The organism is Sedimentibacter sp. (assembly GCF_032080165.1).
Lineage (GTDB): Bacteria > Bacillota > Clostridia > Tissierellales > Sedimentibacteraceae > Sedimentibacter.
The window spans coordinates 1-25,299 of sequence record NZ_DAMASY010000015.1 but is presented as its reverse complement, the minus strand read 5'-3'; the positions used below and the strand labels follow the sequence as shown (position 1 = coordinate 25,299).

Below are 25,299 nucleotides of genomic sequence, written 5' to 3'. Positions count from 1 at the left end.
GGGTGCCCCAGAACCTTGAATGACGGGCAAAGGCCCTTATTGAAGAACCTGACCCACTAACGAAATCAGAGATTTCGAGTGGGTGCCCCAGAACCTTGAATGACGGGCAAAGGCCCTTATTGAAGAACCTGACCCGCAACGAAATCAAAGATTTCGAGTGGGTGCCCCAGAACCTTGTTGTTTCACAAAAATTATGGAGGGGAAACCCTCCGGACGTTAAATATATATCATACACTTTTATTAATAAATATAAAAAATGATTTTAATAAAAAATAGTATTATGAATCTAATATTTGATTGAAAAAAATGGCTTGCTAACAAAAAACAACTAAATTTGTTAAGAAGAAAACGTGTACAAATTTATAATAATAGACAATAATTATAAATAATCGTTTTCATTTTCATTCAATTTTAATTAAATTTATAACATATGGAAAGTGAAGTAATTACATTTATTATTTGACAATTAATATATATTCAATTATAATGAAAAAAGGTAAAGTTTTTATTTAATTAGGAGGGACAAGATGAAAAAAGTTATAAGTATTTTGCTAGTGCTTATTATGGTGTTCAGCTTAGCTGCATGTAGTCAACCTGCAGAAGCGCCTGCACCGGCACCGGCACCTGCTCCAGAAACACCAGACTCAGAAACACCGGCACCTGCGCCGGAAGCTCCTTCAGCATCTTTTGAAGGTAAGATTGCAATTGTAACAAATACTCTTTCTCAAAATGAAGAAGAATATCGTTCAGCACAAGAATTGGTTGAAAAATATGGTGAAGATAAGGTTGTTCACGTATTGTGGCCAGACAACTTCATGACAGAACAAGAGCAAATGATTAGTATTGTTACTAAAGTTGGCTCTGACCCTGAAGTTAAAGCTTTAATAATCAACCAGGCAGTTCCTGGAACAAATGCGGCAGTTGATAAATTATTGGAAACTCGTGATGATTTGTTTATTGCTTATTGCCAGCCACAAGAAAATCCGCCTGACGTTGCTGCAAGAGCAAATTTAATATTACAGGCAGATGAATTAGGAATGGGTGACAATATTCCTTTACAAGCTCAGAAATTAGGAGCTAAGACTTTAGTACATTATTCATTCCCGAGACATATGTCAATCGTTCTTCTTTCATCAAGAAGAGATCTTATGAAAGCTAAATGTGAAGAAATAGGTATAGAATTTGTTGATGCTACAGCTCCGGACCCAACAGGGGACGCTGGCTTACCGGGTGCACAACAATTCATTCTTGAAGACGTTCCAAAGATGGTAGATAAATATGGTGTAGATACTGCATTCTTCTCAACAAACTGTGGAATGCAAACTCCGTTAATCAAAGCAAGTGTTGATGCAGGAGCTATATATCCACAACCATGCTGTCCGTCACCATATCATGGATTCCCATCAGCTCTTGGTATTGAATCAGTTGGATACACTGCTGATGCAATGGCACAAGTAATCAGCGAAACAGCTAAAAAGCTTGATGCAAAAGGTGTTCTTGGAAGATTCTCAACATGGCCTGTACCTGTAGCTATGATGAACACTGTAGCATCAGGCGAATATGCAATTAAATGGATAAACGGCGAAGTTGGTGATGAGCTTGACATAGCTGTATTAGAAGGATTAATGACTGAATATGCTAATGGTATAGCAGTTTCTACTACTACTTATGTAGAAGGAGATGCAGAATTCCCTACTTACAGATTAATAATGATGGACTTCTTAACTTACGGTGAAGAACACATTATAAATTAAAAAGAATGATTGATTGAAATTAAGGAATGTTTCGGAATTTCGATTTAGAGCTTCCGCTACATTCCTTTTTATGGAAAAATTTACTCAAGGAGGTAAATATGAGCAACCTTCTAAGCTTAAAAAATGTTTCAAAGGAATACTCAGGAAACAGAGTATTAAAAGACATAAACATCGAGCTGAACAAAGGTGAAATTTTAGCCCTAATCGGTGAAAACGGAGCAGGAAAGTCAACATTGATGAATATCCTTTTCGGTATGCCTGTTATCCATTCAACCGGTGGCTTTGGTGGTAAAATAGAACTTGAGGGTAAAGAGGTTAATATTAAATCTCCTCATGATGCCATGGAATTTGGAATTGGAATGGTTCATCAGGAATTTATGCTTATTCCAGGCTTTACTATTACAGAAAATATTAAATTAAACAGAGAAATTACAAAGCCAAACGTTGTGAGTACAGTGTTAGGTAAAAGATTAGAATCTTTAGATGTTAAGAAAATGAACGAAGATGCAAGAAAGGCACTTGATGTTCTCGATATGGATATCGATGAATTTTTGCCGGTTGCAGGTCTTCCTGTCGGTCACATGCAATTTATTGAAATAGCCCGTGAAATAGATAAAACAGGAATTAAAATTTTGGTATTTGATGAGCCGACTGCAGTTTTGGCGGAAGCTGAAGCTAAGAATTTACTTAATGCTATTAAGAAATTGGCTCAAAAGGGAATCGGAATTATATTTATTAGTCATAGATTAGATGAAATAATTGATGTAGCTGACAAAGTAACTATATTAAGAGATGGTGAGCATGTAGCAACTAAAGATATAAAAGATACAAGTACGGTTGAAATTGCTCAATTAATGGTTGGCAGAAAGATCACAATAGACAGAAGCGAAAAATCCGATAAGAATATTAGTGATGAAACTATATTGAGTATAAAAAACCTGCGTGTTGCAATGCCCGGCGAAAGAGTTAAAGGAATAAATTTAGACGTTAAAAAAGGTGAAATAGTAGGTATAGGCGGATTGGCCGGACAAGGTAAGCTTGGACTTGCTAACGGGCTTATGGGTATTTATCCTTCAAGCGGTGAGGTAACATTTAACGGAAAAACCTTATCTTTAAACGATCCGAAAGCAGCTATTCAATCAGGTCTTGCTTTTGTAAGTGAAGACAGAAAAGGTGTTGGATTACTGCTTGACGAATCAATCGAAGGAAACATTGCCTTTTCAGCTATGCAAATACGTAATGATTTCTTAATTGAATTGGGACCTTTAAAATTTAAAGATTCCGGTAAAATCAGAAGTCACGGTAAAAAAATGATAGCTGACCTTGATATCAGATGTACGTCACCATTGCAAAAAGCCGGCAGCTTAAGCGGCGGTAATCAGCAAAAAGTATGTGTGGCAAGAGCACTTACGTTAAATCCGACACTTCTTTTGGTATCAGAGCCAACAAGAGGGATTGATATAGGTGCTAAAAAATTAGTATTGGATTTATTGAAGAAATTAAATGAAGAATACGGAATGACAATCGTTATGACTTCCTCTGAGTTAGCAGAGCTTAGAAGTATATGTGACAGAATAGTAATCGTATGCGAAGGTAAGGTTGAGGGTGTTCTTGCACCTGATGCAGAGGATGCTCAATTTGGTTTGATGATGTCTGGAAGCCAACGTCATATTGAAGGGAGTGAATCGTAATGGTTGGAGCAAAAGAAAATAAAAAATCTAATTTCAAAGATATAATTAACGCAATTGGATTACCTACTTTAATTATAGGTGTTTTCTGGGTAATATTGTTAATTACCGGAGGTGTCTTAGGTATTTCTATGACCACACTTGTAAGCGATACAATAAAAAGAGCTGGAATGAATGGTATTCTGGTACTTGCAATGGTTCCTTCCATCCAATCAGGCACAGGTCCAAACTTTGCATTACCGGTAGGTATTGTTTGCGGACTATTCGCAATGGTTTGGGCAATAGAACTTAATTTTATGGGCTTTGGCTGGTTAGGTGTATCACTTCTTTTGGCAATAATATTTGCAGTTATAGTAGGATATCTGTACGGAAAGCTTTTAAATGCCGTAAAGGGCTCCGAAATGACAATAGCAACCTATACAGGTTTTTCCATTTCGGCTTTTATGTGTCTTGCATGGTTAATGATTCCGTTTGCAAGCAAAAAGATGGGATGGTTCATGGGAACAGGTCTTAGAGAAACCATACAGCTTGATGCCGTAGATGGAGCTCATGTATTAAGCAATTTGTGGAAATTTAATATCGGCGGAGAAAAAGGAGTAATAATTCCTACAGGAATGCTTTTAATATTCTTCTTATGCTGTGTTATAGTATGGCTGTATTTCAGATCTAAATCAGGTATTGCCATATCAGCGGGAGGTATTAATCCAAGATTTGCACAGGCATCAGGTATTGATATTAACAGAAACAGAATTAAGGCAAATGTGTTATCTACAGTATTAGGAGCCGTAGGTATCATTGTATATTCCCAAGGATACGGATATACACAGCTGTACAACGCTCCATTAATGATGGCTTTCCCTGCAGTAGCAGCTGTCTTAATCGGTGGTGCCACTGCGTCAAGAGCAAAGGTATCACATGTATTAATAGGAGTTTTAATATTCCAGGGACTGTTAACAACAGCTTTGCCTGTTGCTAACCAATTATTTGAAGGTACGGATTTATCAGAAATACTTCGAATGGTAATTCAGAATGGTATAATCCTTTATGCTTTAACTCAGGTAAAAGGAGGCGGTAAATAATGAATGACGTACCAACTCAAGAAAGATTACAAGTAAAAAAATCATCATGGATAGCGGACAATATAGTTACCATAATATTTGTTCTTTTTACCATTTTTGGATTTGTGGTTTCTGATGGTGTAACGGTAAACTACTTTTTAACCGAGCTTTCAAGCAGATTCTTTAGAAATGCTTTCTTGGTATTATCTCTGATTATACCTGTTGTTGCAGGTCTTGGGCTTAACTTTGGTATAGTTGTAGGTGCAATGGCAGGTCAAATTGCAATTGCCATTATAAGATATTTTGATATGGGCGGCGTTATGGGATTAATGCTGACATTTCTGGTTGCTTTTCCAATAGCTGCATTGTTTGGTTACTTTACAGGTATATTGTATAACAAGACGAGAGGGCAGGAAATGATAGCCAGCTTAATAGTAGGTTTTTTTGCGAATGGTCTCTACCAGTTCTTATTCCTTTTCGTAGTGGGAGTTATCATTAAGGTTCCTGCAAATCATCCGATGATTAAACCGGACGGCGTTGGTATAAGAATGACTGTTGATTTAGTACCTGTTAAGGACGGCGGACTTAAGTATGCACTTGACAACATTCTTCAAATGCCGTTTATGTGGGCGGTATTAGCCGTTGCTGCGGCAATACTATTGCTTCAGGTTATCAGATACGTTAAGAATAATAAGAAGCCGAGCTTTACTAAAAGCAATAAAATTATGACTTATATCAATATGGCTATATGTTTAATATTAATAGCAATAAGCATACATGCAATTGCAACAAAATCATCTTTAATGATGGTAAGAAAGGTTCCCGTAGTAACAGGCCTTTTGATTATAGGACTTTGTATATTCAGTGAAAAAATTCTTAGTACCAAGTTAGGTCAGGATTTCAGAAGTGTTGGTCAAAGTCAGCATATAGCTCAGGTTTCAGGTATCAATGTTGATAAAACAAGATTGATAGCAACTATGATTTCAACAGTATTGGCAGCGTGGGGTCAAATTATGTACTTGCAGAACATGGGTACTTTAAACACCTATGGTGCTCATACACAAATAGGTATGTTCTCGGTTGCATGTCTCTTGGTTGGAGGAGCTTCTACCCAAAAAGCAAATATCAGACATGCTATATTAGGTACATTATTATTTAATTCTATGTTTATTATGTCTCCTGAAATAGGATTATCGGTATTCGGTAACGCACTGTTGGGAGAATATTTCAGAACCTTCATGGTTTATGGAGTAATCGGCTTGGCATTAGGACTTCATGTTTGGAGAACAAATAAAAAGGGAAAAATAACTCTCGACTAATCAATTGAAAAAGATAAAAAGGAATATCCCGAAAGGTATATTCCTTTTTCGATGTAATCCATTGCTAACCTATCGCCTATCCGTCGCACAAAAATTTGCATTAAGCAAATTTTTGCTGTATAATCAGAGCAATTGTAAACAGGAGGAAATCATGAAAGATAATGTATTAATACTTGCCATAGAATCTTCATGTGATGAAACAGCATGCTCAGTTATTGAAAACGGAAGAAATGTTTTGTCCAATATAATATCATCTCAAATAGAAATACATAGGCAATATGGCGGAGTCGTTCCTGAAGTTGCATCCAGGAAGCATATTGAAAATATAAGTGATGTTGTGAATGAAGCTATTATAAAAGCAAATGTAAGCTGCGATCAAATAGATGCCGTTGCCGTTACTTACGGCCCGGGATTGGTTGGAGCATTATTAGTAGGTGTTAACTATGCGAAAGGACTTTCTTATGCATGGAATAAACCATTGATAGGTGTAAATCATATAGAAGGGCATATATGCGCTAATTTTATAGAGAATAAACACCTTGAACCTCCATTTGTTTGTTTGGTGGCATCAGGAGGACACACCCATCTGATTTATGTCAGCGATTACGGCAAATATGAAATCATGGGGAAAACAAGAGACGATGCTGCAGGAGAGGCATTTGATAAAATTGCAAGGGCTATAGGACTTGGATATCCCGGAGGACCGCTAATAGAGAAGAAGGCCAAGGAAGGAAACAAAACAGCAGTCAATTTTCCCAGAGTAGTGATAGATGAAGATACTTTGGACTTTAGCTTCAGTGGGTTAAAATCGTCAGTTTTAAACTATATTCACAATAAACAACAGAAAAATGAAGAAATTGTTCCTGAGGATGTGGCCGCAAGTTTTCAGCAAGCAGTAGTAGATGTGCTTGTAATGAAAACTATGAAGGCAGCTAAGTTAAAAAACTGTAAAACCGTTGCTCTTGCAGGCGGAGTAGCATCAAACAGCAGTTTAAGAGAATCTCTTGAAGAAGAATGCAAAAAGAATAACTATGTATTTTTAAAACCATCATCAATATTATGCACTGACAATGCAGCAATGATAGGATGTGCGGCATATTATAAATATTTAAAAAAAGAATTTTCCGATTCGTCACTAAATGCAATTCCAAATTTAGAACTTGCAGATTAATTAACAGTAAATATTAAAAAAAGTATCAACAGCTGTGGATAAAGCTGTTGATACTGATATTTCAGCGTAAAGTTATTCACACCTTTTCAACAAAGGGTGGATAACTTTTTGCATTTACAATATAAACGACTGACACCAAATTATAAATTTGGGTCATCTGCTTATTTTTTATCTAAAATTTCTGTCCATTCATTATAATATTGTTCCAACTCATTTTTGAGTGTGTTTAATTTTTCATTTAAGTTAATAACTAAAACTTTGTCATCATATGTCGAAGGTTGACATAATGCAAGTTCCAATTCAAAAATTTTATTTTCATGCATTTCTATCATTTCTTCTAATTTTCTGATTGCTTTTCCTCGTTGTTGCCTGTTTCTTATTTGCTCACGTTCCTTTTTCTTTTCCGCATTTATTTGGGTCTTAGTCTTAGTTTCAACTATCTCATCATCGTATTCATCAAGCTCTGCCTTCTTCTGCAAATAATAATCGTAATTACCCAGATATTGAAAAACTCCTTCAGAAGACATATCATAAATATTATTTGCAATTTTATTTAAAAAATATCTGTCGTGTGATACAACTAAAACAGTACCTTCATAATTTAAAAGTGCATCCTCCAACATTTCCTTAGAATCTATATCTAAATGATTTGTAGGTTCGTCCATTAATAAAAAATTAGCATTTGACGTCATCAGCTTCAGTAATGATAATCTGCTTTTTTCACCACCGCTCAGCTCTCCTATTATTTTATACAAATCATCTCCGGTAAATAAAAATTGAGCCAGCATTGTACGTATGTCATAATAGTTAAAATCAGGATTACAGTCCCAAATTTCATCAATAACTGTATTTTCATCATCTAAGCTTGTTTGCTCCTGATCATAATAACCTATATTAACATAATGGCCTGTATCTATGGAACCGTTGAATTTGTGTAATTTATTTGCGATAACCTTTAAAAGTGTGGATTTTCCTATTCCGTTAGGACCGATTATACCGGCTCTGTCTCCTTTGTAAATGTTCATATGAACATTTTTAAAAACATTATATTCATCGTAGCTTACAGATAAATTTTCAACCTTCAACACATCTCTTCCGCTTTTAACCTTAGGCACAAAACGTAATTTAACCTTTTTATTATCTGTTTGGGGTCGGTTCATCTTTTTTATTTTATCAAGGGCTTTCTGTCTGCTGAATGCCTGTCTGATATTTCGCTTGCTGCCGTAAGCGTGAAGTCGGCGTATCATTTCTTCTTGTCTTTCAATTTCTTTTTCATATTCATCATACTGCTTCATCTTCAGCTCAAGCTCTTGTTTTCTTTTTTTCATGAACTCAGTATAATTACCGTTGTATGAGCTTAACTTCTTATTTTCTAACAATAGGATTCTGTCCACCGTATTATCCAGAAAATATCTGTCATGAGATATGATTATAGCTGCACCGCCAAAGCTTTTAATATATTTTTCCAGCCATGAAATTGCATCAATATCTAAATGGTTTGTCGGTTCATCAAGTAATAAGATATCTGCTTTTTCCAATAGCAGCTTTGCAAGCATAACCCTGCTTTTCTGTCCGCCGCTTAAAAGGTTAATCGGTTTTTTGAATTCATTTTCAGAAAAGCCTAAGCCCTTAAGAATTCCTCGAATTAAGCTTTTAAATCCGTAGCCGTCCGATTCTTCGAATTGTTCACTTAATTTCGCATAAGTGTGCATTAATGATTCAAGCTCAGCTTGATCATCATTTTCAGTGAAGTCGCCTATTTTATGGGATAGAATGTTAAGCTCTTCTTCTATTTTAATAACATCATTAAAAATAGTCAGCATTTCATCCATAACATTCATATTGCTGTCAATCTTTGTATTCTGTTTTAAGTAACCAAGCTTTTTACCTTTTACTCTGTAAATTTCTCCTGAGTCAGGTTCTAAGCTTCCTGTCAATATGTTAAATAATGTAGTCTTGCCGGCTCCATTAAGACCTATTAATCCGATTTTTTCATTGTCATTAACTGAAAATGAAATATTTTCTATTATAGTATCTACTATATAGCTTTTAGAAACATCGCTGCAAGATAAAACTATCATAATAGCATTCCTTTCAATTTAAATACTTTACGATTTAATAATTGCTTTGCTCGATATATTAAATATTAATAAAAAATCTCATATTATCCAATATATTAGTAACATTTTTCATAAAAATCATTTTCATATTTTTATCAAGCTGCTGCCCATCAAATCTTATTATATTTTGATTATTCATATAAACTATTAAATTTTCTAAAACCTCGGAAAAATCAATATCAATGATTTTTTCGCTGCCTGTTATAGTGTTTTTGTCTACACCTAAAATGAAATCAGTTGACACGTTAAAATAATCAGCCATCTTCAAAATCAGTTCTATGCTCGGTTTGCGCTTTCCGTTTTCATATAAGGATATTGCCGATTCAGAAGTACCCAATATTACGCTTAAATCCTTTGCTGTAAGATTATTTTTCAATCTCAGATAGCGGATCCTTTCACTTATTTTACTGGTCATTTATGTTAACCCTTTAATTATATTTGTTATATTATAATTCATAAATTGATAAAAAACAACAACAATTTACAATATGTAATATTTTTATATAATTATTGACAAAATGTAAAGTTTGATTTATCATATAAATAAGCAAATGATAAGGGGGTTAGAAATGATAAAAAGCAGGATTGCTGAAATTGTTTTTGATGTAGAAAAATATATTGAAATAATTGAATTTAATCGTTTTAACAATATGTTTTTTGTAGCAGCAGCAGTTGGGATAATCGAAGGCAATATACAAATATTCAAGGAGGACAATCGAATAACACTGCTTGATATTTATAATGTTAGTTGTAAGAATTCTGATTATATATTTTTATCTTTGTATAATTTAATAAAAGATAACAGTGATTTATATAATTATATCATTAAATATTTTAATTTGTGGCATGGTGGAAAATTAAAGGAATTTACATATGACAACTATCACAAAAATGAGTTGAAAAGTAACTTCAATCATTTAATATCATTGATTTGTGATGAATTAAAATATGCTATTGAAAATAACGAATATGAAACTATTTCAATATATGAATCCTTTTTATATGATGTAGCAGAAGAATTTAAGTAATATCATTCTTCTGCTAATTTTTAATTGGTATCTTTTTTTTTGTATATAAATATGCTAAAATAATATGATGATTTACTGTTTTTATTTTTTAATGCGGATAAATATTTGTCCGCGACATAAGAAAACAGTGTATACTAATTGGCTTCAAGGGAACTAATTTAGTGCGAATTAGTATTATCAATTTATTTAGTTATCGGAGGAAAGATGGGAAAATTATTTGGTACTGACGGAGTCAGAGGAATTGCAAATAAAGATTTAACACCGGAATTAGCATATAAGTTAGGACGAATCGGAGGATATTTTCTTACAAATGGCAAAAAAAGACCAAAGATGGTCGTAGGTATGGATACACGTATTTCAGGAGATATGCTGGAAGGAGCATTGTCTGCAGGTTTAAACTCTGCAGGTGTAGATGTTTTATATTTAGGTATACTTCCTACTCCTGCTGTAGCATGCATGATAAAAATATTAAAAGCAGATGGCGGAGTTATGATTACCGCATCACATAATCCAGTAGAGTACAACGGCATAAAATTTTTTAACGAGCAAGGCTTAAAATTAACAGATGAAACAGAAGATTCAATAGAAGAATACTTATTTAATAATATTGATATAGATTATCGTCCCGTTTCCGGGGAAATAGGAAGAAAGATTTTGGTAGAAAATCCAACCGATACGTATAAGGAATTTCTGAAAAAGACAATTAACGTAAATTTAGAAGGGATGAAAATTGCGGTTGATTGTGGTAACGGAGCTGTTTATAAAGCTGCACCGGAATTACTTAGTGAACTTGGAGCAAATATATATGTAATACATAATGAGCCAAACGGTATCAATATAAACGTAGAATGCGGCTCAACAAGGACTGAAGAGGTTCAGAAGCTTGTGTTGGAAACAGGAGCAGATGTAGGACTTTCTTTTGACGGTGACGCAGACAGATTGATAGCTGCAGATGAAAATGGCAATATAGTTGACGGAGACCATGTTCTTGCAATTTGCGGAGCTCATATGAAAGACAAGGGAACATTAAAAAGTAATGCTGTAATTGGAACAGTTATGACTAACATGGGGCTTGACATATGCCTAAGGGAACAGAACATAGATATCATAAAAACTAAGGTGGGAGACAGATACGTTCTTGAAGAAATGCTTAAAGGCAATCATTCAATAGGAGGAGAACAATCAGGACACATTATATTTCTTGATTACAATACAACAGGTGATGGCCTCCTTACAGCACTGCAGCTGTTAAGCGTCATGAAGGAAAAGAACACTAAGCTGTCTGAGCTTGCAAGCATAATGCAGGTAATGCCTCAAACCTTGGTTAATGCTCATGTAGCACCGGAGAAAAAGAATGCCTATTTAGATGATGAAATAATTAAAAATAAAATCCAAGAAATAGATAATCACTTCAGCGGAAAGGGAAGAGTACTTATCAGACCTTCAGGAACAGAGCCGATGGTCAGGGTTATGATTGAAGGAGAAAACCAGGCAGAATTAGATACGTATGCTAACGAATTAGCAAAGCTGATAGAAGAAAGACTTAATTAAACGGTATTTCCATATAGGGCACATAAATAAATTTCTCCTTTGGTTGATGATAAACAACAATAGATTTCAAAGTATATTCAGGGTAAGAAGTTAATTTAATTTCTGCCCTTTTTTTAACGGCTTCAATATCAACCGGTCTTTTGGGTCGTTGTTTTACTATTGTTAAATGAGGTGTATAACCTCTTTTTTCTTTTACAAGGTTTAACTTTTCAAATATATTTTCATATAAATTGACTAATTCTTTAGAATATACATTGACATAAAGCACTCTGTTGCCAAACTGTCCCAATTTGTCAAGCTTTATTTTAAATGCCTCAGTATTTTTGCACACTTCAATTAAATCCGTAATAAATGAATCTTCATCAGGAAGTGCCGGCGGCGGTACTATTGTAATGTGAGGTTCAGTTGTAAGAAATTTGAACTCGGCACGCAGCATTTCAATTTTATATTTATATAAATCTGGAATAGGTGCACCTATAAAATAATTCATATTTATCCTTTCGTATGTTATGTCATCCTGAGGACTTTAGTCCGAAGGATATCATATATTATTAATTATTTTCAAATTATCATGCCTATTATACAATAAATCAGGGCATAATTAAAATAAATTGTTTCAAACGGGATTATTAATAATGGATAAAATTTTAGAAATAGTATTTAAATATGTTGAAGCGGGAGGACCATTAGCAGGTATTTTATTTGCTGTTATTGAAGCATTTTTTCCAATACTTCCATTAGTTGCTTTTGTTATAATAAATGTTGCCACATTCGGTTTTTTCTTTGGTTATCTTTATTCATGGATAGGAAACTGCATCGGTTCATTTCTGTTGTTTTTATTAATCCGTAAGGTTGGCGGAAAAAAATTCGAAGAAAAAATCAACCAAAGTAAATACAAAAATACTTTGGAAAAAGTAAAACAAAAGAACATTACACTCATGTTTTTTTTATATTGCTTTCCATTTTCGCCTTCATTTTTAATAAGCGGAACTGCAGCTTTGGCTAATATGAATACAAGACATTTCTTAATAACATTGCTGCCGGCTAAATTTGTTATGATGCTATCTCTGGCATTCATAGGTGAAAATGTGAGCTCATTTTTCGAAAATCCATTAAAATCAGCATTTTATATTTTATTCATTTTGCTTGTGAATTTATTAAGTAAAAAACTATTATTTTTCCTTACCAACTAATCCATATAAAAACAGTTTTATTATTCCAAGCTTATAATCATCACTGGTACTAATATAATTTGGCTGCTGTATAATGTAGGATGAAGCTGTCATAAATGACAAAATTGCATCGTCCGGCATATCCTTGTTTATATATCCTTTTTCTTTTCCATTTTGAATAAATTTTGTAAAAATAGATTTTATTTTTAAATTTGCTGCTTCTGTATATATATCCTTTAAAGCTTTATCTTTCCAGGCCGAAGAGCTGAAAGATGTCTTTCCTAAATTTGTAAGTGCGTCATATTTTTTTGTTATTATTATCTCTAATTTTTCTTCAAAAGAAATGTTGTCTTCTAAAATTGCATTATATTCATTCACTAAGGTATCAATATAAGAAATAAGAACCTCTTTTGCAAGAGAAATTTTATCACCAAAATAATTGTATATCGAAACTTGAGAGACATTTGCTTTGGCAGCTATTTCACTTATTGATACATCTGTTACTCCGCGTTTTATAAATAATTCACGAGCACTATTGATAATTGCTTCTTTTTTTAATTTCGTCCTTTTTTCGTAACCGTTCATTTCAATCACCTTCATACTTTATATATAGATTATATCAGAGTTTTGAAATAATTCAATAATTATTTCAAAACTATATTGACATTATTAATAGTATGATATATTATGAAATAAATCGATTCGGATTTCAAAACTTTAGGAGGTAAAAAATGAAGAAGTATGTCTTGAAATTTAATGAAATTAATAAGTCAATGCTAATGGATGTAGGCGGTAAAGGTGTTAATCTTGGAGAATTGACAAAAATAGACAACATAAATATACCTGATGGTTTCTGTGTTACAACAAAAGCATATCAAGAAATTATTGAAGGCAATATTGAGCTTGAAAAATTATTTGCTGAATTATCAGGGTTAATGCCGGAAGACAGAGAGGGAATATCCTCTGTAAGTAAACAGATAAGAGAGATTATTCAAAATATTAAAATAGACAGTAATATTGAAAATGAAATATTGAATGAATTATCAAATTATGACAAAGAACAGTCCTTTGCAGTCAGATCGAGCGCAACTGCCGAGGATTTGCCCACTGCTTCATTCGCAGGTCAGCAGGACACTTATTTGAACATTAAGGAAAAACACGAAATTATAAGATATATAACAAAATGCTGGGCATCGCTTTTTACTGACCGTGCTGTAACATACAGAATAAAAAACAAATTTGACCATAAAAAAGTCCTGCTTTCTGTAGTTGTACAAAAAATGGTTATGTCGGAAGCGTCCGGAACAATGTTTACGGCGGATCCTATGACTTCTGACAGAAAAACACTGTCAATTGATGCAGGTTTTGGTCTTGGAGAGGCATTGGTTTCAGGGATTGTAAATCCGGATATATATAAGGTGAACTGCGGAGATATCACCGAAAAAAATATAGGAACAAAGAAAATAGAAATTAAGCCTGCAGCTGATGGCGAAACAGAGGAACTAAATATAGATGATGCAAGAAAAGACATACAGGTGCTTTCGGATAATCAGATACTGGACCTGGCAGGAATCGGCAGAAAGATAGAAGCTTATTTCAACAGCCCTCAGGATATAGAATGGTGCTTATATAACAATGAATTTTATATAGTTCAAAGCAGAGGAATAACTACGCTGTTTCCAATCCCGGATTTTGAAGGTAAAGAAATTCCCAGAGTGTATATGTCAATTGGACACACCCAAATGATGACTGATATAATCAGACCGTTAGGCATGTCATTTTTTGAAATGATTTCAGAATCGACTATGGATAGAGTAGGCGGAAGAATATATGCAGATATAACTCATGATTTATCATCATATGTAGGCAAAAAAAGGCTTGTAATGGCAACCGGCAAACAGGATCCGTTGATACAGAATGCACTTAATAACTTGATAAAAGATAAAAATTTTATGAAATTACTGCCGCGCGGTGAAAGAAATATTAAGGGCGGAATATTTACCTTTAAATCCTTGTTAGAAACATTTAATGTAAGCAGGAAAAATGATCCTTACATTATAGAAAATTTATTAGAAAGATTTGAAAAAGAAATTAAAGAAACAGATAATATGCTCGCTGGATTGTCAGAAGCTGATGCACTTGAGTTTATTGAGAAAGATAAAGAAAAATTACTGTCTATGGCTTATGATCCGATAATGCTTGGAGCAATCATAGCAGGAATAATGGCAAGTGATGCTATAAATAAAAATGTTGAGAAGTGGATGGGTGAAAAAAATGCTGTTGATATTCTGTCCAAATCGGCTGAACATAACGTTACTACCGAGATGGGACTTGCGCTGTGCGATTTATCAGATGTTGTGCGAAAATATCCTGATATAATAAATTATATATCAGATAATCCAAGTGACGATACATTTTTTGAAGATATAAAGGGATTGCAGGTTGGTGATGAAGTTTTTGAAGCATTCAGGTTATTTCTTGATAAGTATGGTATGAGATGTCCCGGTGAAATAGACATAACAAAGGAGCGCTGGGAAGAAAAACCTGCTCAGCTCATACCTTTAATATTAAACAATATCAATGTTTTAAAAAGCAAGGAGCAGCAGGAGAAATTTGAAGCAGGAAAATTAACGGCAAAAACAAAAGAAAATGAAATAATAAAACATTTAGAGAGCATACCGGGCGGTAATAAAAAAGCTAAAAAATTGAAGAAGAATATCAGTATATTAAGAAATTTTATAGGATGCAGAGAATATCCCAAATACTATATTGTAAGAAGATATAAAATTTACAAAAGTGTATTAAAAAGGATAGCTGATACTCTTGTTATAAAGGGTGTAATCAAAGAAGCAGAGGATATATATTATATGTATTTTGATGAGCTCAAAAAAGCTGTAACCGCAAATAAATTTGATTATAATGTTATTGAGAAAAGAAAAAATGAATATACGTATTTTGAAAAATTAACGCCTCCAAGAATAATCACATCATACGGATATGTACCATCCGTAAAAATATCTTCTGTAAATATTCCTGAAGGTGCATTATCCGGAATTCCGGTTTCATCAGGTATTGTGGAAGGAAGAGCAAGAGTGATTTTGTCAATGAATGATGCCAAGGTAGAAGACGGTGATATTTTAGTGACACAATTTACTGACCCAAGCTGGACTCCGTTATTTGTTACTATAAAGGGATTAATAACCGAAGTAGGCGGATTTACAACGCATGGAGCGGTAATAACAAGGGAATACGGACTTCCCGGAGTTGTTGGAGTTGAAAATGCCACAAGAATAATTAAGGACGGACAGAAAATAAGACTGAATGGGACTGAAGGATATGTAGAAATATTAAAATAGGACGAATTTTTTCAACAACCTATGAATTATGACACTGCATTTAAAATATTTATGAAAAAAACTATTGACATTTACGTTACGTTAATGTGTACACTGTTAATGTAAGGAGTGAGGCAATGGAATATACAATAAAAAAACTCAGCGCACTGGCAGGAGTCAGTACAAGAACATTGAGGTATTATGATGAGATAGGGATTCTAAAGCCGGCAAGAATCAATTCATCAGGATATCGAATTTATGGTGAAAAAGAAATTGACAGACTGCAGCAAATTTTGTTTTACAGGGAGCTGGGCGTTAATCTGGACAGCATAAAGGAAATTATTGCATCTCCGGATTTTGACGAAATAAATGCACTGAAACAGCACTATAACGAACTCCTTGCAAGAAGACATCAGCTAAATGCCTTAATCCATAATGTGGAGAAGACAATTTTCAATAAAGAAGGGAGAATAACAATGAGTGATAGAGAAAAATTTGATGGCTTTAAGAAAAAGCTTGTAGAAGATAATGAAAAAAAATACGGAAAAGAAATAAGAGAAAAATACGGTGAGGAAACTGTAAAAAAATCCAATGAGCAGTTTATGAACATGACTGAGGAGCAGTACAATGAATTGCAGGAGCTTGGAAACGAGGTTCTTGAAACATTGAAGGAAGCCTACAAAGACGGTAATCCAGCAGGAGAACTTGGTCAAAAGGCAGCAGAGCTTCACAAGAAATGGATTACATTCTGTTGGGGAAATTACAACGCCGAGGCCCATGCCAATTTAACACAAATGTATGTGGACGATGAAAGATTCAGGGCTCACTATGATAAGGAACAGCCAGGATGCGCCGAATTTTTAAGAGACGCGGTTTGGATCTACACAGGAATGAAAAAATAAATAAAAATCCGTTAAATTTAGCTTACTATTATTCTTGCATTGTAAAAACTTTACTGATACAATTTCTCTATATATTAGTCAGATTCTCAATTCTGATTTTCTGTTCATCTTTTATATTAATAGAAAATTGTAGAGGTATAAAATGAAATATAACGATATTAACGGTATATCCAGCCTAAAGAAAGCTTTTTTAATTCTTGAGCAGTTGAGCGAAGCTCCTTATGAGTATACTCCAACTCTTTTGGCACAAAAAACAGGTATTAACAGGACTACTATTCATAGAATTCTGCGGGAGCTTGCAGACTTTGACGTTGTAATTAAAAATGAATTAACAAAGACATATCGCATAGGACCGAATATTTATAGAATGGGGTCAGTATACCTTCATAATTTGAATTTCAGAAGCAAATTAGAAGAAATATTAAATATAATATCCCAAGAATCAAAAGAATCTGTAGGCTTGGCTATAAGAGATGAGGGAAAAATTATTTCACTATATGAAATGGAAATTTTTCAGCCTTTGAAGATGAACTACAAGCCCGGCTTATTTTATCCTATGAACAGAGGCTGTTACGGTAAATGTTTAATGGCTTATTACGATGAAGATAAGGTAAAGGAGTTACTATATTCTCAAAAATTTGAAAAGATATCTACGAACACTCTAACGGACCCTGAAGAAATTTTAGCAGAATATAAAAAAATACGAGAGCAGGGATTTGTTGTAAGTGATGAGGAAGCCTTTGATTACGCAATGGGAGTTGGAATACCCATTTTCGATTCAAAAGGAAATGTAAGCACGTGTGTAGCCATATCCTTTCTGAAACAAGCTAATTACAAGGAAAAAATTGAAGAGCTTAAAGAAATTTTATTTAAACATGCAGATGAATTATCTAGATATATACCATAAAAATCTAATATGAATAGTAATTATAAAAAATCCTCTGAGTCGAGGATTTTTTATTTTCTATTGATTTATTTCATTTTATATGTTACAATTAACTTCATTACATGAACTTACAGTTCACATAATGAACTATATAAAAGGAGAAATTGTTAATGGATTCTGAATTTTTAGGAAAGCTGAAGGAAGCTCTATGTGAAGAAGAAATAGTAAAGACTATATCAGATTTAGTGAGAATACCCAGTTATAACGGTATTGAAAATCAAGAGACTCGTGTTGCTGAGTATATTCATGATATTTTTGAAAGAGAAGGAATAAAATCTGAATTAGTCCATGTAACAGAGGGAAGATGCAATGTAATTGGTAAAATCAAAGGTACGGGCAATGGGAAAACCTTATTATTTACAGGTCATATCGATACAGTGCCTCCATATGATATGGAAGATCCCTTTGAAGTTAAAGAAAAAGACGGAAAATTATTTGGCAGGGGTGTAGCAGATATGAAAGGACCCTTGGCTTGTATGATTTATGCCATGATTGGCATAAAAAGGACGAATATACAGCTTAAAGGAGATATAATTTTTGCTGGAGTAATTGACGAGGAAGAAAAAAGCTTAGGTACGATAGACCTTCTTGAAAGAAAAATTAAAGCAGATGCCGCAATCGTAGGAGAACCCTCAAACTTAGAAATTTGTGTTGCACATAGAGGATTAGAATGGTTTGAATTCAACTTTCACGGCAAGACGGTGCATGGAGGTAAGCAAAGAGACGGAATAAATGCTATTTTGAAGGCATCAAATTTTATTCAAAGGTTAGAAGAAGAGCTTATTCCTAAAATTGAAAAAGAAACTCATCCTCTCATTGGTACCTCTTCCATGAATTATGGAACGATTAACGGAGGAACTCAACCAAGTACCGTTGCAGGGGATTGTGTTCTTAAAATTGACAGGAGATGGGTTCCGGGAATCGGATACGATGATGTTATAAAACAATATGAAGATATTATTGGAGAATTAGAAAAAGAAGATAAAGAATTCAAATGCAGCCTCAAGGTAATGGATACAAGTATTATGAAGAATGGATATGTTCATGAAGCCATGGAAATAGATTTAGAACATCCGATAATAGAAAATGCTATAGATAAAACTAAAAAGGTATATGGGAAAAAACCAGAACTGACATATTTTACAGCATGGTCTGACGGAGGTCTTTTGAGCAGCTATGCAGGTATTCCCACCATTGTATTTGCACCAGGTGATTTAGAAACAGCACATTCCAAAGATGAACAAATTGAAAAAGTTCAAATTCTATCTGCAGCTTTAATTTATGCTTTAATTGCAATTGAGTTTTGCGAATAAATGAAAGCTGCAGTGGATTAATAAATTTAATTAGGAGGTTTTATGGTTAATTCTCAAAAAGGAAAAAAGGAGAGAAAGTTTCCTCATGTTTATGTTGTATTGTTAACTTTAGTTGTCATATGTGCAGTATTAACTTATATTGTGCCTGCCGGAGCATTTGACAGAGTTGAAACAGCTGATGGCAGGATGGTTGTCGATCCAGCATCATTCCATACAGTAGAAAGAACACCTGTAAGTATTTTTGGTTTGTTATCGGCTGTACCAAAAGGAATGGTAGAAGTTGCAGATATAATATTTTTTATTTTCATAGTTGGTGGTTCTTTTGCAGTAGTTCAAGATACGGGAGCAATAGAAGCAGGAATTGGTAAAATCACTAAATCTATGTCTGGTAAAGAAAAACTTTTAATACCTGTAATTATGGCTGTTTTTTCTTTATCTGGGGGTATTTTTGGTATGGCAGAAGAAACTTTGCCTTTTATTCCAATTATGGTCACATTAGCACTTGCTATGGGATTTGACTCAATGACTGGAATAGGTATGGTTTTAGCAGGTGCAGGCGCAGGTTTCGCAGGTGCATTTATGAATCCTTTTACAGTTGGTGTTGCTCAAGGAATTGCAGGACTTCCTTTGTTTTCAGGAATGTGGTTTAGAATTGCTATGTATATTGCAATGACAATTGCATCAATTTTATTTGTGTATAGATATGCAAGTAAGGTAAAAGAAAATCCTAAAATTAGCAGTATGCATGACTTTGATAAACGACGAGATGATACATTGGATTTAGATGAAATAAGAGAGCTTAACAAAAACGATAAATTAGTCTTGCTTACTGTAGCAGCTACTATCATATTGCTTGTAATAGGAGTGGTGGTTTTTGAATGGTATATAATTGAAATATCTGCTCTTTTTTTAGGAATGTCTATTGTTGTTGCAGTATTTGGGAAATTAGGTTTCAACGGATTTGCTGAACGTTTAGTAGAAGGAATGGCAGGAATGGCTGGAGGGGCATTGATTGTAGGTTTTGCCAGAGCTATACTTGTAGTACTTACTGAAGGCAGTATTATGGATACTATATTGTTTGGAGCATCAAACTTAGTTTCTGCACTACCTTCATCATTTACTGTTATAGGAATGTATTTATTCCAGTGTTTATTAAATGTATTGATTCCATCAGGCAGTGGACAGGCAGCTGTTTCTATACCCATAATGGCACCGTTAGCTGATTTAACAGGAATAACCAGACAGACTGCTGTATTGGCTTATCAACTTGGCGATGGAATTTCGAATATACTTACTCCAACTTCTGGATATTTTATGGCTGGTTTAGCCTTGGCAAAAGTACCTTGGGAGAAATGGGCTAAATGGTTTATAAAGTTAGCATTGATTCAATATTTAATAGGAGCAGTATTTATATTAATTGCCCATGTCATTCAGTTGGGGCCATTTTAAAAAGCACTTAATTTTAAAAAAGGGCAGTCTATAAATAGCATGGGCTGAAATCAGCTATTTATAGACTACCTCTTTTGAGATTACGACATATTTTCATATCAAATTCTAATGATTCATTAATATTTCTTTTATTGTCTTTTAAGCCGGTGTGTCCATAATTAGAACATAAGACATTAACATAGGATCATGAGGAGAAGTTATGGAAAATAGAAAAATTTATATTGTTCTTACAAGAACAAACACCTTTTTATCAAGATTAATCAGTTTTATAAAGGATGATGAATATACTCATGCCTCGATTTCTCTGGACAGGCATCTGAGCAGGATGTACAGCTTCGGCAGAAAATATACTTACAACCCTTTTGTAGGACGGTTCGTTAAAGAGAATTTGAATGAAGGAGTATACGGCAGGCACGATAACCTATACGGTTTAGTAATGGAAATTGAAGTGTCCCGTGAGCAGTACGTGAAAGCAGAGAATTTAATAAATGAATTTATTTTAAACAAGGATTTATACAAATATAACTATATTGGACTTGTTAATTGTTTACTTAACAGAGAATCATGCAATAATCACAGATTTTTATGCTCTGAATTTGTTTATTATATTTTAAATAAAAGCAACATAGTTAATTTTAATAAATCCGGAAATCTTGTAAGACCACAGGATTTGCTAAATATAAAGGGAAAAATTGTATTTAAGGGAAATCTGAAAAATATAAATTGGTCAAGAAAAGTATACAATAGAGATGAATTTTTACAAAGGTATCAATACGCGGAGATATAATCCGCACATTGATGCCTTTTTTATATTTAGAAAAACCCACGTTAGACCGCAGGAAAGTGTTTTTGAGGAAGATCAGAAGTAGGTGTAATAATAAAAATAACGGTTAATTACTTATTATTATGTAAGAGTAATATTTAATTGATTTATATCATATTATATGTTATAATGACTAAAAATACAAAAACAGTCAAACGGTATCCAAGAAGGAGGATATACAATTGCCAAAGTCTTTTACTGAAAATGAAAGAGAATATATTAAAAAAAGGTTAAAAGAAGAAGCAAAAGAATGCTTAAATTTATATGGCATCAAAAAAACAACAGTAGATGAGCTTGTGAAAAGAGTCAATATACCTAAAGGAACATTTTATTTGTTTTATGGCTCAAAAGAATTGCTGCTGTTCGATGTGATTAATGATGTTCATGATGAAATACAAAGTCAGATTATAAGGGAATTACAAGCTTTAAATGCCAACATTGACAGTGAAGCATTGACTGAACTTTTATTCAGTCTTTATAAAAAAGTCGAGAACACATTTTTATTAAACATTTTAACAAACGGCGAATTAGAACTATTGATGAGAAAACTGCCTCTTGATACTGTGGAGGAACACCTTGCTCAGGATGATTTAATAATTGAAAAGGTTTTGGGGATAATTCCTCACAAGAATGATGTTGATATTAAATATTTCAGCGGAGCATTGCGCGGAATATTCATGTCCATGCTTCATAAAAGGGAAATAGGTGAAGACATATTTGACGGATCCTTGAAGCTTATGATAAAGGGAATCGCAATTCAGTTAACGGAGGTATAAAATGATTGAAGTTATAGATTTATCGTTCAGCTATAACGATAGCACTTTTATAGAACATATGAGCTTCAGCGTTCAAAAAGGAGAAATATTCGGCTTCTTAGGACCTTCCGGAGCAGGTAAAAGTACTCTGCAAAAAATTCTGACGGGATTAATAAGAAGCTATAAAGGCAATGCAATAGTAAACAAAACAGAATGCAAAAGCTATAAAGATGATTTTTACGAAAATATCGGTGTTGATTTCGAATTTCCTTCATTATATGAAAAACTGACCGGCAGAGAAAATTTAAAATTTTTCGGCTCCTTATATTCCAAAAAAATCAGAGATGTTGACGAATTATTAAAAATGGTTGGACTGCAAAACGATGGAGGCAAAAAAGTTTCTGAATATTCAAAGGGTATGAAGTCAAGGCTGAACTTCATAAAAGCACTGCTTCACAACCCCGACATTTTGTTTTTGGATGAACCCACCAACGGTTTGGATCCGAATAACAGCAGAATGATGAAAAATATAATTCTTGAGGAAAAAGAAAAAGGAAAGACTATAATTCTTACCACACATAACATGGTTGATGCAACGGAATTATGTGACAGTGTGGCGTTCATAGTGGACGGAAATATAAAAGCATTGGATTCCCCGCACAATTTAATTATGTCTAAGGGTGCGTCAAAAATAAAATATACTTACATGGATGACAAAGAAGAAATCAGAGAATGTATGCTTAACAAAACATCTGAAGATATAAAGCTTCAGGAACTTATAATGTCAAATAAAATTTTATCAATACACAGCAGTGAACCAACATTGAATGATATATTTGCGGAAGTTACGGGGAGTGTGCTGCAATGAGGCTGATAAATCTTATATACGGCGATATCAGGTTTCAGTTTAAATATGGATTTTATTTTATTTATGCCATTTTTACCATAATGTATATTTCGGTAATACTTTTTCTTCCTTTGGAATGGAGAGAAAAAGCAGCTGCTGTTTTAATATTTTCTGACCCTTCCGCGATGGGGCTGTTTTTTATGGGGGCAATAGTATTGCTGGAGAAAAGCGAAAGAGTGCTCAGTACTATAGCAATTTCACCTGTGAGGGTAGATGAGTATATAACTTCAAAGGTTGTGTCTTTGGGTATAATATCTGTAATTGCAGGTGCTTCCATAGCTTTATCGGCAGATACGGAAAATATATTAATTGTAATATCCGGAGTTCTTATTGGTTCGGCATTTTTCACCTTGATTGGGATAATCATCGCGGTTAATATCAATAGCCTGAATCAGTTTGTAACGGCAGCTGTTCCGGTCGAAATAATAATTTTTATTCCGCCGATTTTGTACTTATTTGGTTATAATAATAAACTTATGCTGCTTCATCCGGGGTGCATGATAATAGGTATGATCAGTGGCAGCAGTGATTACATTTTGTTTCTGCCGGTATTTATTATATGGTTTTTGATTCTGTATAAAATGGCACGCCTTAATGTAATTAAAATGTTTCAAAGTCTTGGAGGGATAAAGTTATGAATTATAGTAACAGCTATGGAAAACTGTTCGTTTCATTTAAACAATATTTAATACAAATTACTAAGGATGCCATGCTTTTTATTGTTTGCCTTGCTCCTTTGATGTGCGGAGTATTATTTAAATTCGGTATACCGGCGGCGGAAAAGTTTCTAATACTTGAACCCTATTATCTTTTGTTTGATTTGCTTTTGGCAGTACTGACTCCCATGATGATTTCATACGTATCAGCCATGATAATCCTTGGAGATATTGATGAAGGTATAACAAAGTACATGGCAGTCACACCTCTTGGAAGAAGCGGATATTTAATTTCAAAATTAGGATTTCCGCTGTCTGTATCATTTTTTATAACAATTATTGTCATGATGATATTTTCCTTAACAAAACCTTCTCTTGTTCAGATGATCGGAATATCAATATCAACATCATTGCTTGGGTTTATAATGTCAATGATAGTAATATCAATTTCTGCCAATAAGGTGGAGGGTATGGCGGTTATGAAGCTATCAGGAATTGTAATAATCGGAATTCCGCTGGCATTTTTGACTGCCGAGAATGTCCAGTATTTGTTTTTCTTTTTGCCTTCCTTGTGGATTGCTAAGTTTTCACTAAAGCATTCATTAATTTATTTTGTTGTATGTATTGCCGTATCGTCGGTATGGATATTATTTTTTGTTAAAAAATTTTTGAAAAAAATTTATTGAGTCAGTCGCTTAAGTTAAAAAGTCCTTTTGGTTCGTAACAAAGGGATTTTTTTATTGATATTGCTTCTTGACAAATTATTAAAAATAAGGTAACATCAATATAGACCACATGGTCTATAAAATCTATTTTTATCGTGAGTGTATTATGAAGGAAAAAAGTTTTGAGAAAAAAACAGAGTTATTGGAAGCTGCCTTAAATGAATTTTCTTCAAGAAAGTATGAAGATGCTTCCTTAAATAACATTATAAAAAGTGCAGGTATCAGCAAGGGTACATTTTATTATCATTTTAAGGATAAGCAGGAGATTTACATTTATTTACTGAAGTCTTCTGTTAATGTTAAGTGGGAATTCATAAATAAGAATATAAAAGTATCTTCAATATCAATAGGAGGAGATATATTTGAAATATTTAAGCTGCAAGCTAAAATTGGGGCAGAATTTGCATCAATGTATCCGAAATACCATAATTTAAGCAAAATGTTTGTGAAAGAAAAAGGTAATAAAATTTATGATATAGCAAAAAATGTATTAATTGAAGACAATATAAATCCTTTAAATGAAATTACTGAAAAAGCTATAAAGAAAGGCGATTTCAGAAATGATTTACCTGATGTATTTGTCAACTGAAAATTAGGTCAAAAGGTCATTTAATTTTAGGTCACTTT

At 33.6% G+C, this 25,299-nt stretch carries 23 protein-coding genes; 19 read left to right on the top strand and 4 right to left on the bottom strand.

Features of this window, described 5'->3' with window-relative positions:
- Positions 1–527: 527 nt before the first annotated feature.
- The 5 genes from RT412_RS16010 (at position 528) to tsaD (ending at position 6,990) form a co-directional block, all read left to right on the top strand.
- Entirely contained in the window at positions 528–1,754 is a 1,227-nt protein-coding gene (locus tag RT412_RS16010) for a DUF3798 domain-containing protein (protein WP_313341431.1), read from the top strand.
- A gap of 98 nt (positions 1,755–1,852) precedes the next feature.
- Positions 1,853–3,445: a sugar ABC transporter ATP-binding protein gene (locus tag RT412_RS16005; protein WP_313341429.1), complete on the top strand. Its 1,593-nt coding sequence runs from the start codon at positions 1,853–1,855 to the stop codon at positions 3,443–3,445.
- On the top strand, positions 3,445–4,521 hold the full coding sequence (locus RT412_RS16000; RefSeq protein ID WP_313341427.1) for an ABC transporter permease subunit: 1,077 nt from the start codon (positions 3,445–3,447) through the stop codon (positions 4,519–4,521). The genes RT412_RS16005 and RT412_RS16000 overlap by 1 nt, the downstream gene beginning before the upstream one ends.
- Complete coding sequence (locus RT412_RS15995) at positions 4,521–5,819, top strand: ABC transporter permease subunit (protein WP_313341425.1); 1,299 nt, start codon at positions 4,521–4,523, stop codon at positions 5,817–5,819. Before RT412_RS16000 ends, RT412_RS15995 begins: the two co-directional genes overlap by 1 nt.
- A 151-nt stretch (positions 5,820–5,970) precedes the next feature.
- Positions 5,971–6,990: a tRNA (adenosine(37)-N6)-threonylcarbamoyltransferase complex transferase subunit TsaD gene (gene tsaD, locus RT412_RS15990; RefSeq protein WP_313341422.1), complete on the top strand. Its 1,020-nt coding sequence runs from the start codon at positions 5,971–5,973 to the stop codon at positions 6,988–6,990.
- 161 nt (positions 6,991–7,151) lie between these two features.
- Here the strand turns inward: tsaD and abc-f are convergent, their stop codons facing one another.
- Positions 7,152–9,071: a ribosomal protection-like ABC-F family protein gene (abc-f, locus tag RT412_RS15985; RefSeq protein WP_313341419.1), complete on the bottom strand. Its 1,920-nt coding sequence runs from the start codon at positions 9,069–9,071 to the stop codon at positions 7,152–7,154.
- 58 nt (positions 9,072–9,129) lie between these two features.
- Complete coding sequence (locus RT412_RS15980) at positions 9,130–9,525, bottom strand: helix-turn-helix transcriptional regulator (protein WP_313341416.1); 396 nt, start codon at positions 9,523–9,525, stop codon at positions 9,130–9,132.
- A 154-nt stretch (positions 9,526–9,679) separates the two neighbouring features.
- On the opposite strand from RT412_RS15980, the gene RT412_RS15975 reads away from it, so the two are divergent.
- Together RT412_RS15975 and glmM are read left to right on the top strand one after the other, a co-directional pair.
- Positions 9,680–10,138, top strand: coding sequence for a hypothetical protein (locus RT412_RS15975; RefSeq protein ID WP_313341413.1), 459 nt, complete (start codon positions 9,680–9,682; stop codon positions 10,136–10,138).
- Between the two features lie 204 nt (positions 10,139–10,342).
- Positions 10,343–11,689 carry a phosphoglucosamine mutase gene (gene glmM / locus RT412_RS15970; RefSeq protein ID WP_313341410.1) on the top strand — a complete coding sequence of 449 codons (1,347 nt, stop codon included), beginning with the start codon at positions 10,343–10,345 and terminating at the stop codon, positions 11,687–11,689.
- On the opposite strand, the gene RT412_RS15965 is transcribed toward glmM, so the two are convergent.
- A complete protein-coding gene (locus RT412_RS15965; protein WP_313341407.1) occupies positions 11,682–12,179 on the bottom strand; it encodes a 2'-5' RNA ligase family protein in 498 nt (165 codons plus the stop codon). The two genes, glmM and RT412_RS15965, sit on opposite strands and share 8 nt — an antisense overlap.
- 145 nt (positions 12,180–12,324) lie before the next feature.
- Here RT412_RS15965 and RT412_RS15960 point away from each other — a divergent pair, with 145 nt between their 5' ends.
- Positions 12,325–12,882 (top strand): VTT domain-containing protein, encoded by a 558-nt coding sequence (locus tag RT412_RS15960; RefSeq protein ID WP_313341404.1) that lies wholly within the window; start codon positions 12,325–12,327, stop codon positions 12,880–12,882.
- Here the strand turns inward: RT412_RS15960 and RT412_RS15955 are convergent.
- Complete coding sequence (locus RT412_RS15955; protein ID WP_313341401.1) at positions 12,862–13,446, bottom strand: TetR/AcrR family transcriptional regulator; 585 nt, start codon at positions 13,444–13,446, stop codon at positions 12,862–12,864. The two genes, RT412_RS15960 and RT412_RS15955, sit on opposite strands and share 21 nt — an antisense overlap.
- 146 nt (positions 13,447–13,592) lie before the next feature.
- On the opposite strand from RT412_RS15955, the gene ppsA reads away from it, so the two are divergent.
- The 11 genes from ppsA (at position 13,593) to RT412_RS15900 (ending at position 25,261) form a co-directional block, all read left to right on the top strand.
- Positions 13,593–16,217 carry a phosphoenolpyruvate synthase gene (gene ppsA, locus RT412_RS15950; protein ID WP_313341398.1) on the top strand — a complete coding sequence of 875 codons (2,625 nt, stop codon included), beginning with the start codon at positions 13,593–13,595 and terminating at the stop codon, positions 16,215–16,217.
- Positions 16,218–16,333: 116 nt separating this feature from the next.
- Positions 16,334–17,098: a MerR family transcriptional regulator gene (locus tag RT412_RS15945; protein ID WP_313341395.1), complete on the top strand. Its 765-nt coding sequence runs from the start codon at positions 16,334–16,336 to the stop codon at positions 17,096–17,098.
- 142 nt (positions 17,099–17,240) lie between these two features.
- Positions 17,241–18,005 (top strand): IclR family transcriptional regulator, encoded by a 765-nt coding sequence (locus tag RT412_RS15940; RefSeq protein ID WP_313341393.1) that lies wholly within the window; start codon positions 17,241–17,243, stop codon positions 18,003–18,005.
- Between the two features lie 149 nt (positions 18,006–18,154).
- On the top strand, positions 18,155–19,357 hold the full coding sequence (locus RT412_RS15935) for a M20 family metallopeptidase (RefSeq protein WP_313370640.1): 1,203 nt from the start codon (positions 18,155–18,157) through the stop codon (positions 19,355–19,357).
- Between the two features lie 42 nt (positions 19,358–19,399).
- Positions 19,400–20,806, top strand: coding sequence for an AbgT family transporter (locus tag RT412_RS15930; protein ID WP_313341387.1), 1,407 nt, complete (start codon positions 19,400–19,402; stop codon positions 20,804–20,806).
- 199 nt (positions 20,807–21,005) lie between these two features.
- Entirely contained in the window at positions 21,006–21,593 is a 588-nt protein-coding gene (locus tag RT412_RS15925) for a hypothetical protein (RefSeq protein WP_313341384.1), read from the top strand.
- 218 nt (positions 21,594–21,811) lie between these two features.
- Positions 21,812–22,405: a TetR/AcrR family transcriptional regulator gene (locus RT412_RS15920; RefSeq protein WP_313341381.1), complete on the top strand. Its 594-nt coding sequence runs from the start codon at positions 21,812–21,814 to the stop codon at positions 22,403–22,405.
- Between the two features lies 1 nt (position 22,406).
- Positions 22,407–23,252, top strand: coding sequence for an ABC transporter ATP-binding protein (locus tag RT412_RS15915; protein ID WP_313341378.1), 846 nt, complete (start codon positions 22,407–22,409; stop codon positions 23,250–23,252).
- Positions 23,249–23,929: an ABC transporter permease gene (locus tag RT412_RS15910; RefSeq protein WP_313341375.1), complete on the top strand. Its 681-nt coding sequence runs from the start codon at positions 23,249–23,251 to the stop codon at positions 23,927–23,929. Before RT412_RS15915 ends, RT412_RS15910 begins: the two co-directional genes overlap by 4 nt.
- Positions 23,926–24,633 (top strand): ABC transporter permease, encoded by a 708-nt coding sequence (locus tag RT412_RS15905; RefSeq protein WP_313341372.1) that lies wholly within the window; start codon positions 23,926–23,928, stop codon positions 24,631–24,633. The genes RT412_RS15910 and RT412_RS15905 overlap by 4 nt, the downstream gene beginning before the upstream one ends.
- 145 nt (positions 24,634–24,778) lie before the next feature.
- Positions 24,779–25,261, top strand: coding sequence for a TetR/AcrR family transcriptional regulator (locus tag RT412_RS15900; RefSeq protein WP_313413327.1), 483 nt, complete (start codon positions 24,779–24,781; stop codon positions 25,259–25,261).
- The last annotated feature ends 38 nt before the right edge of the window (positions 25,262–25,299 follow it).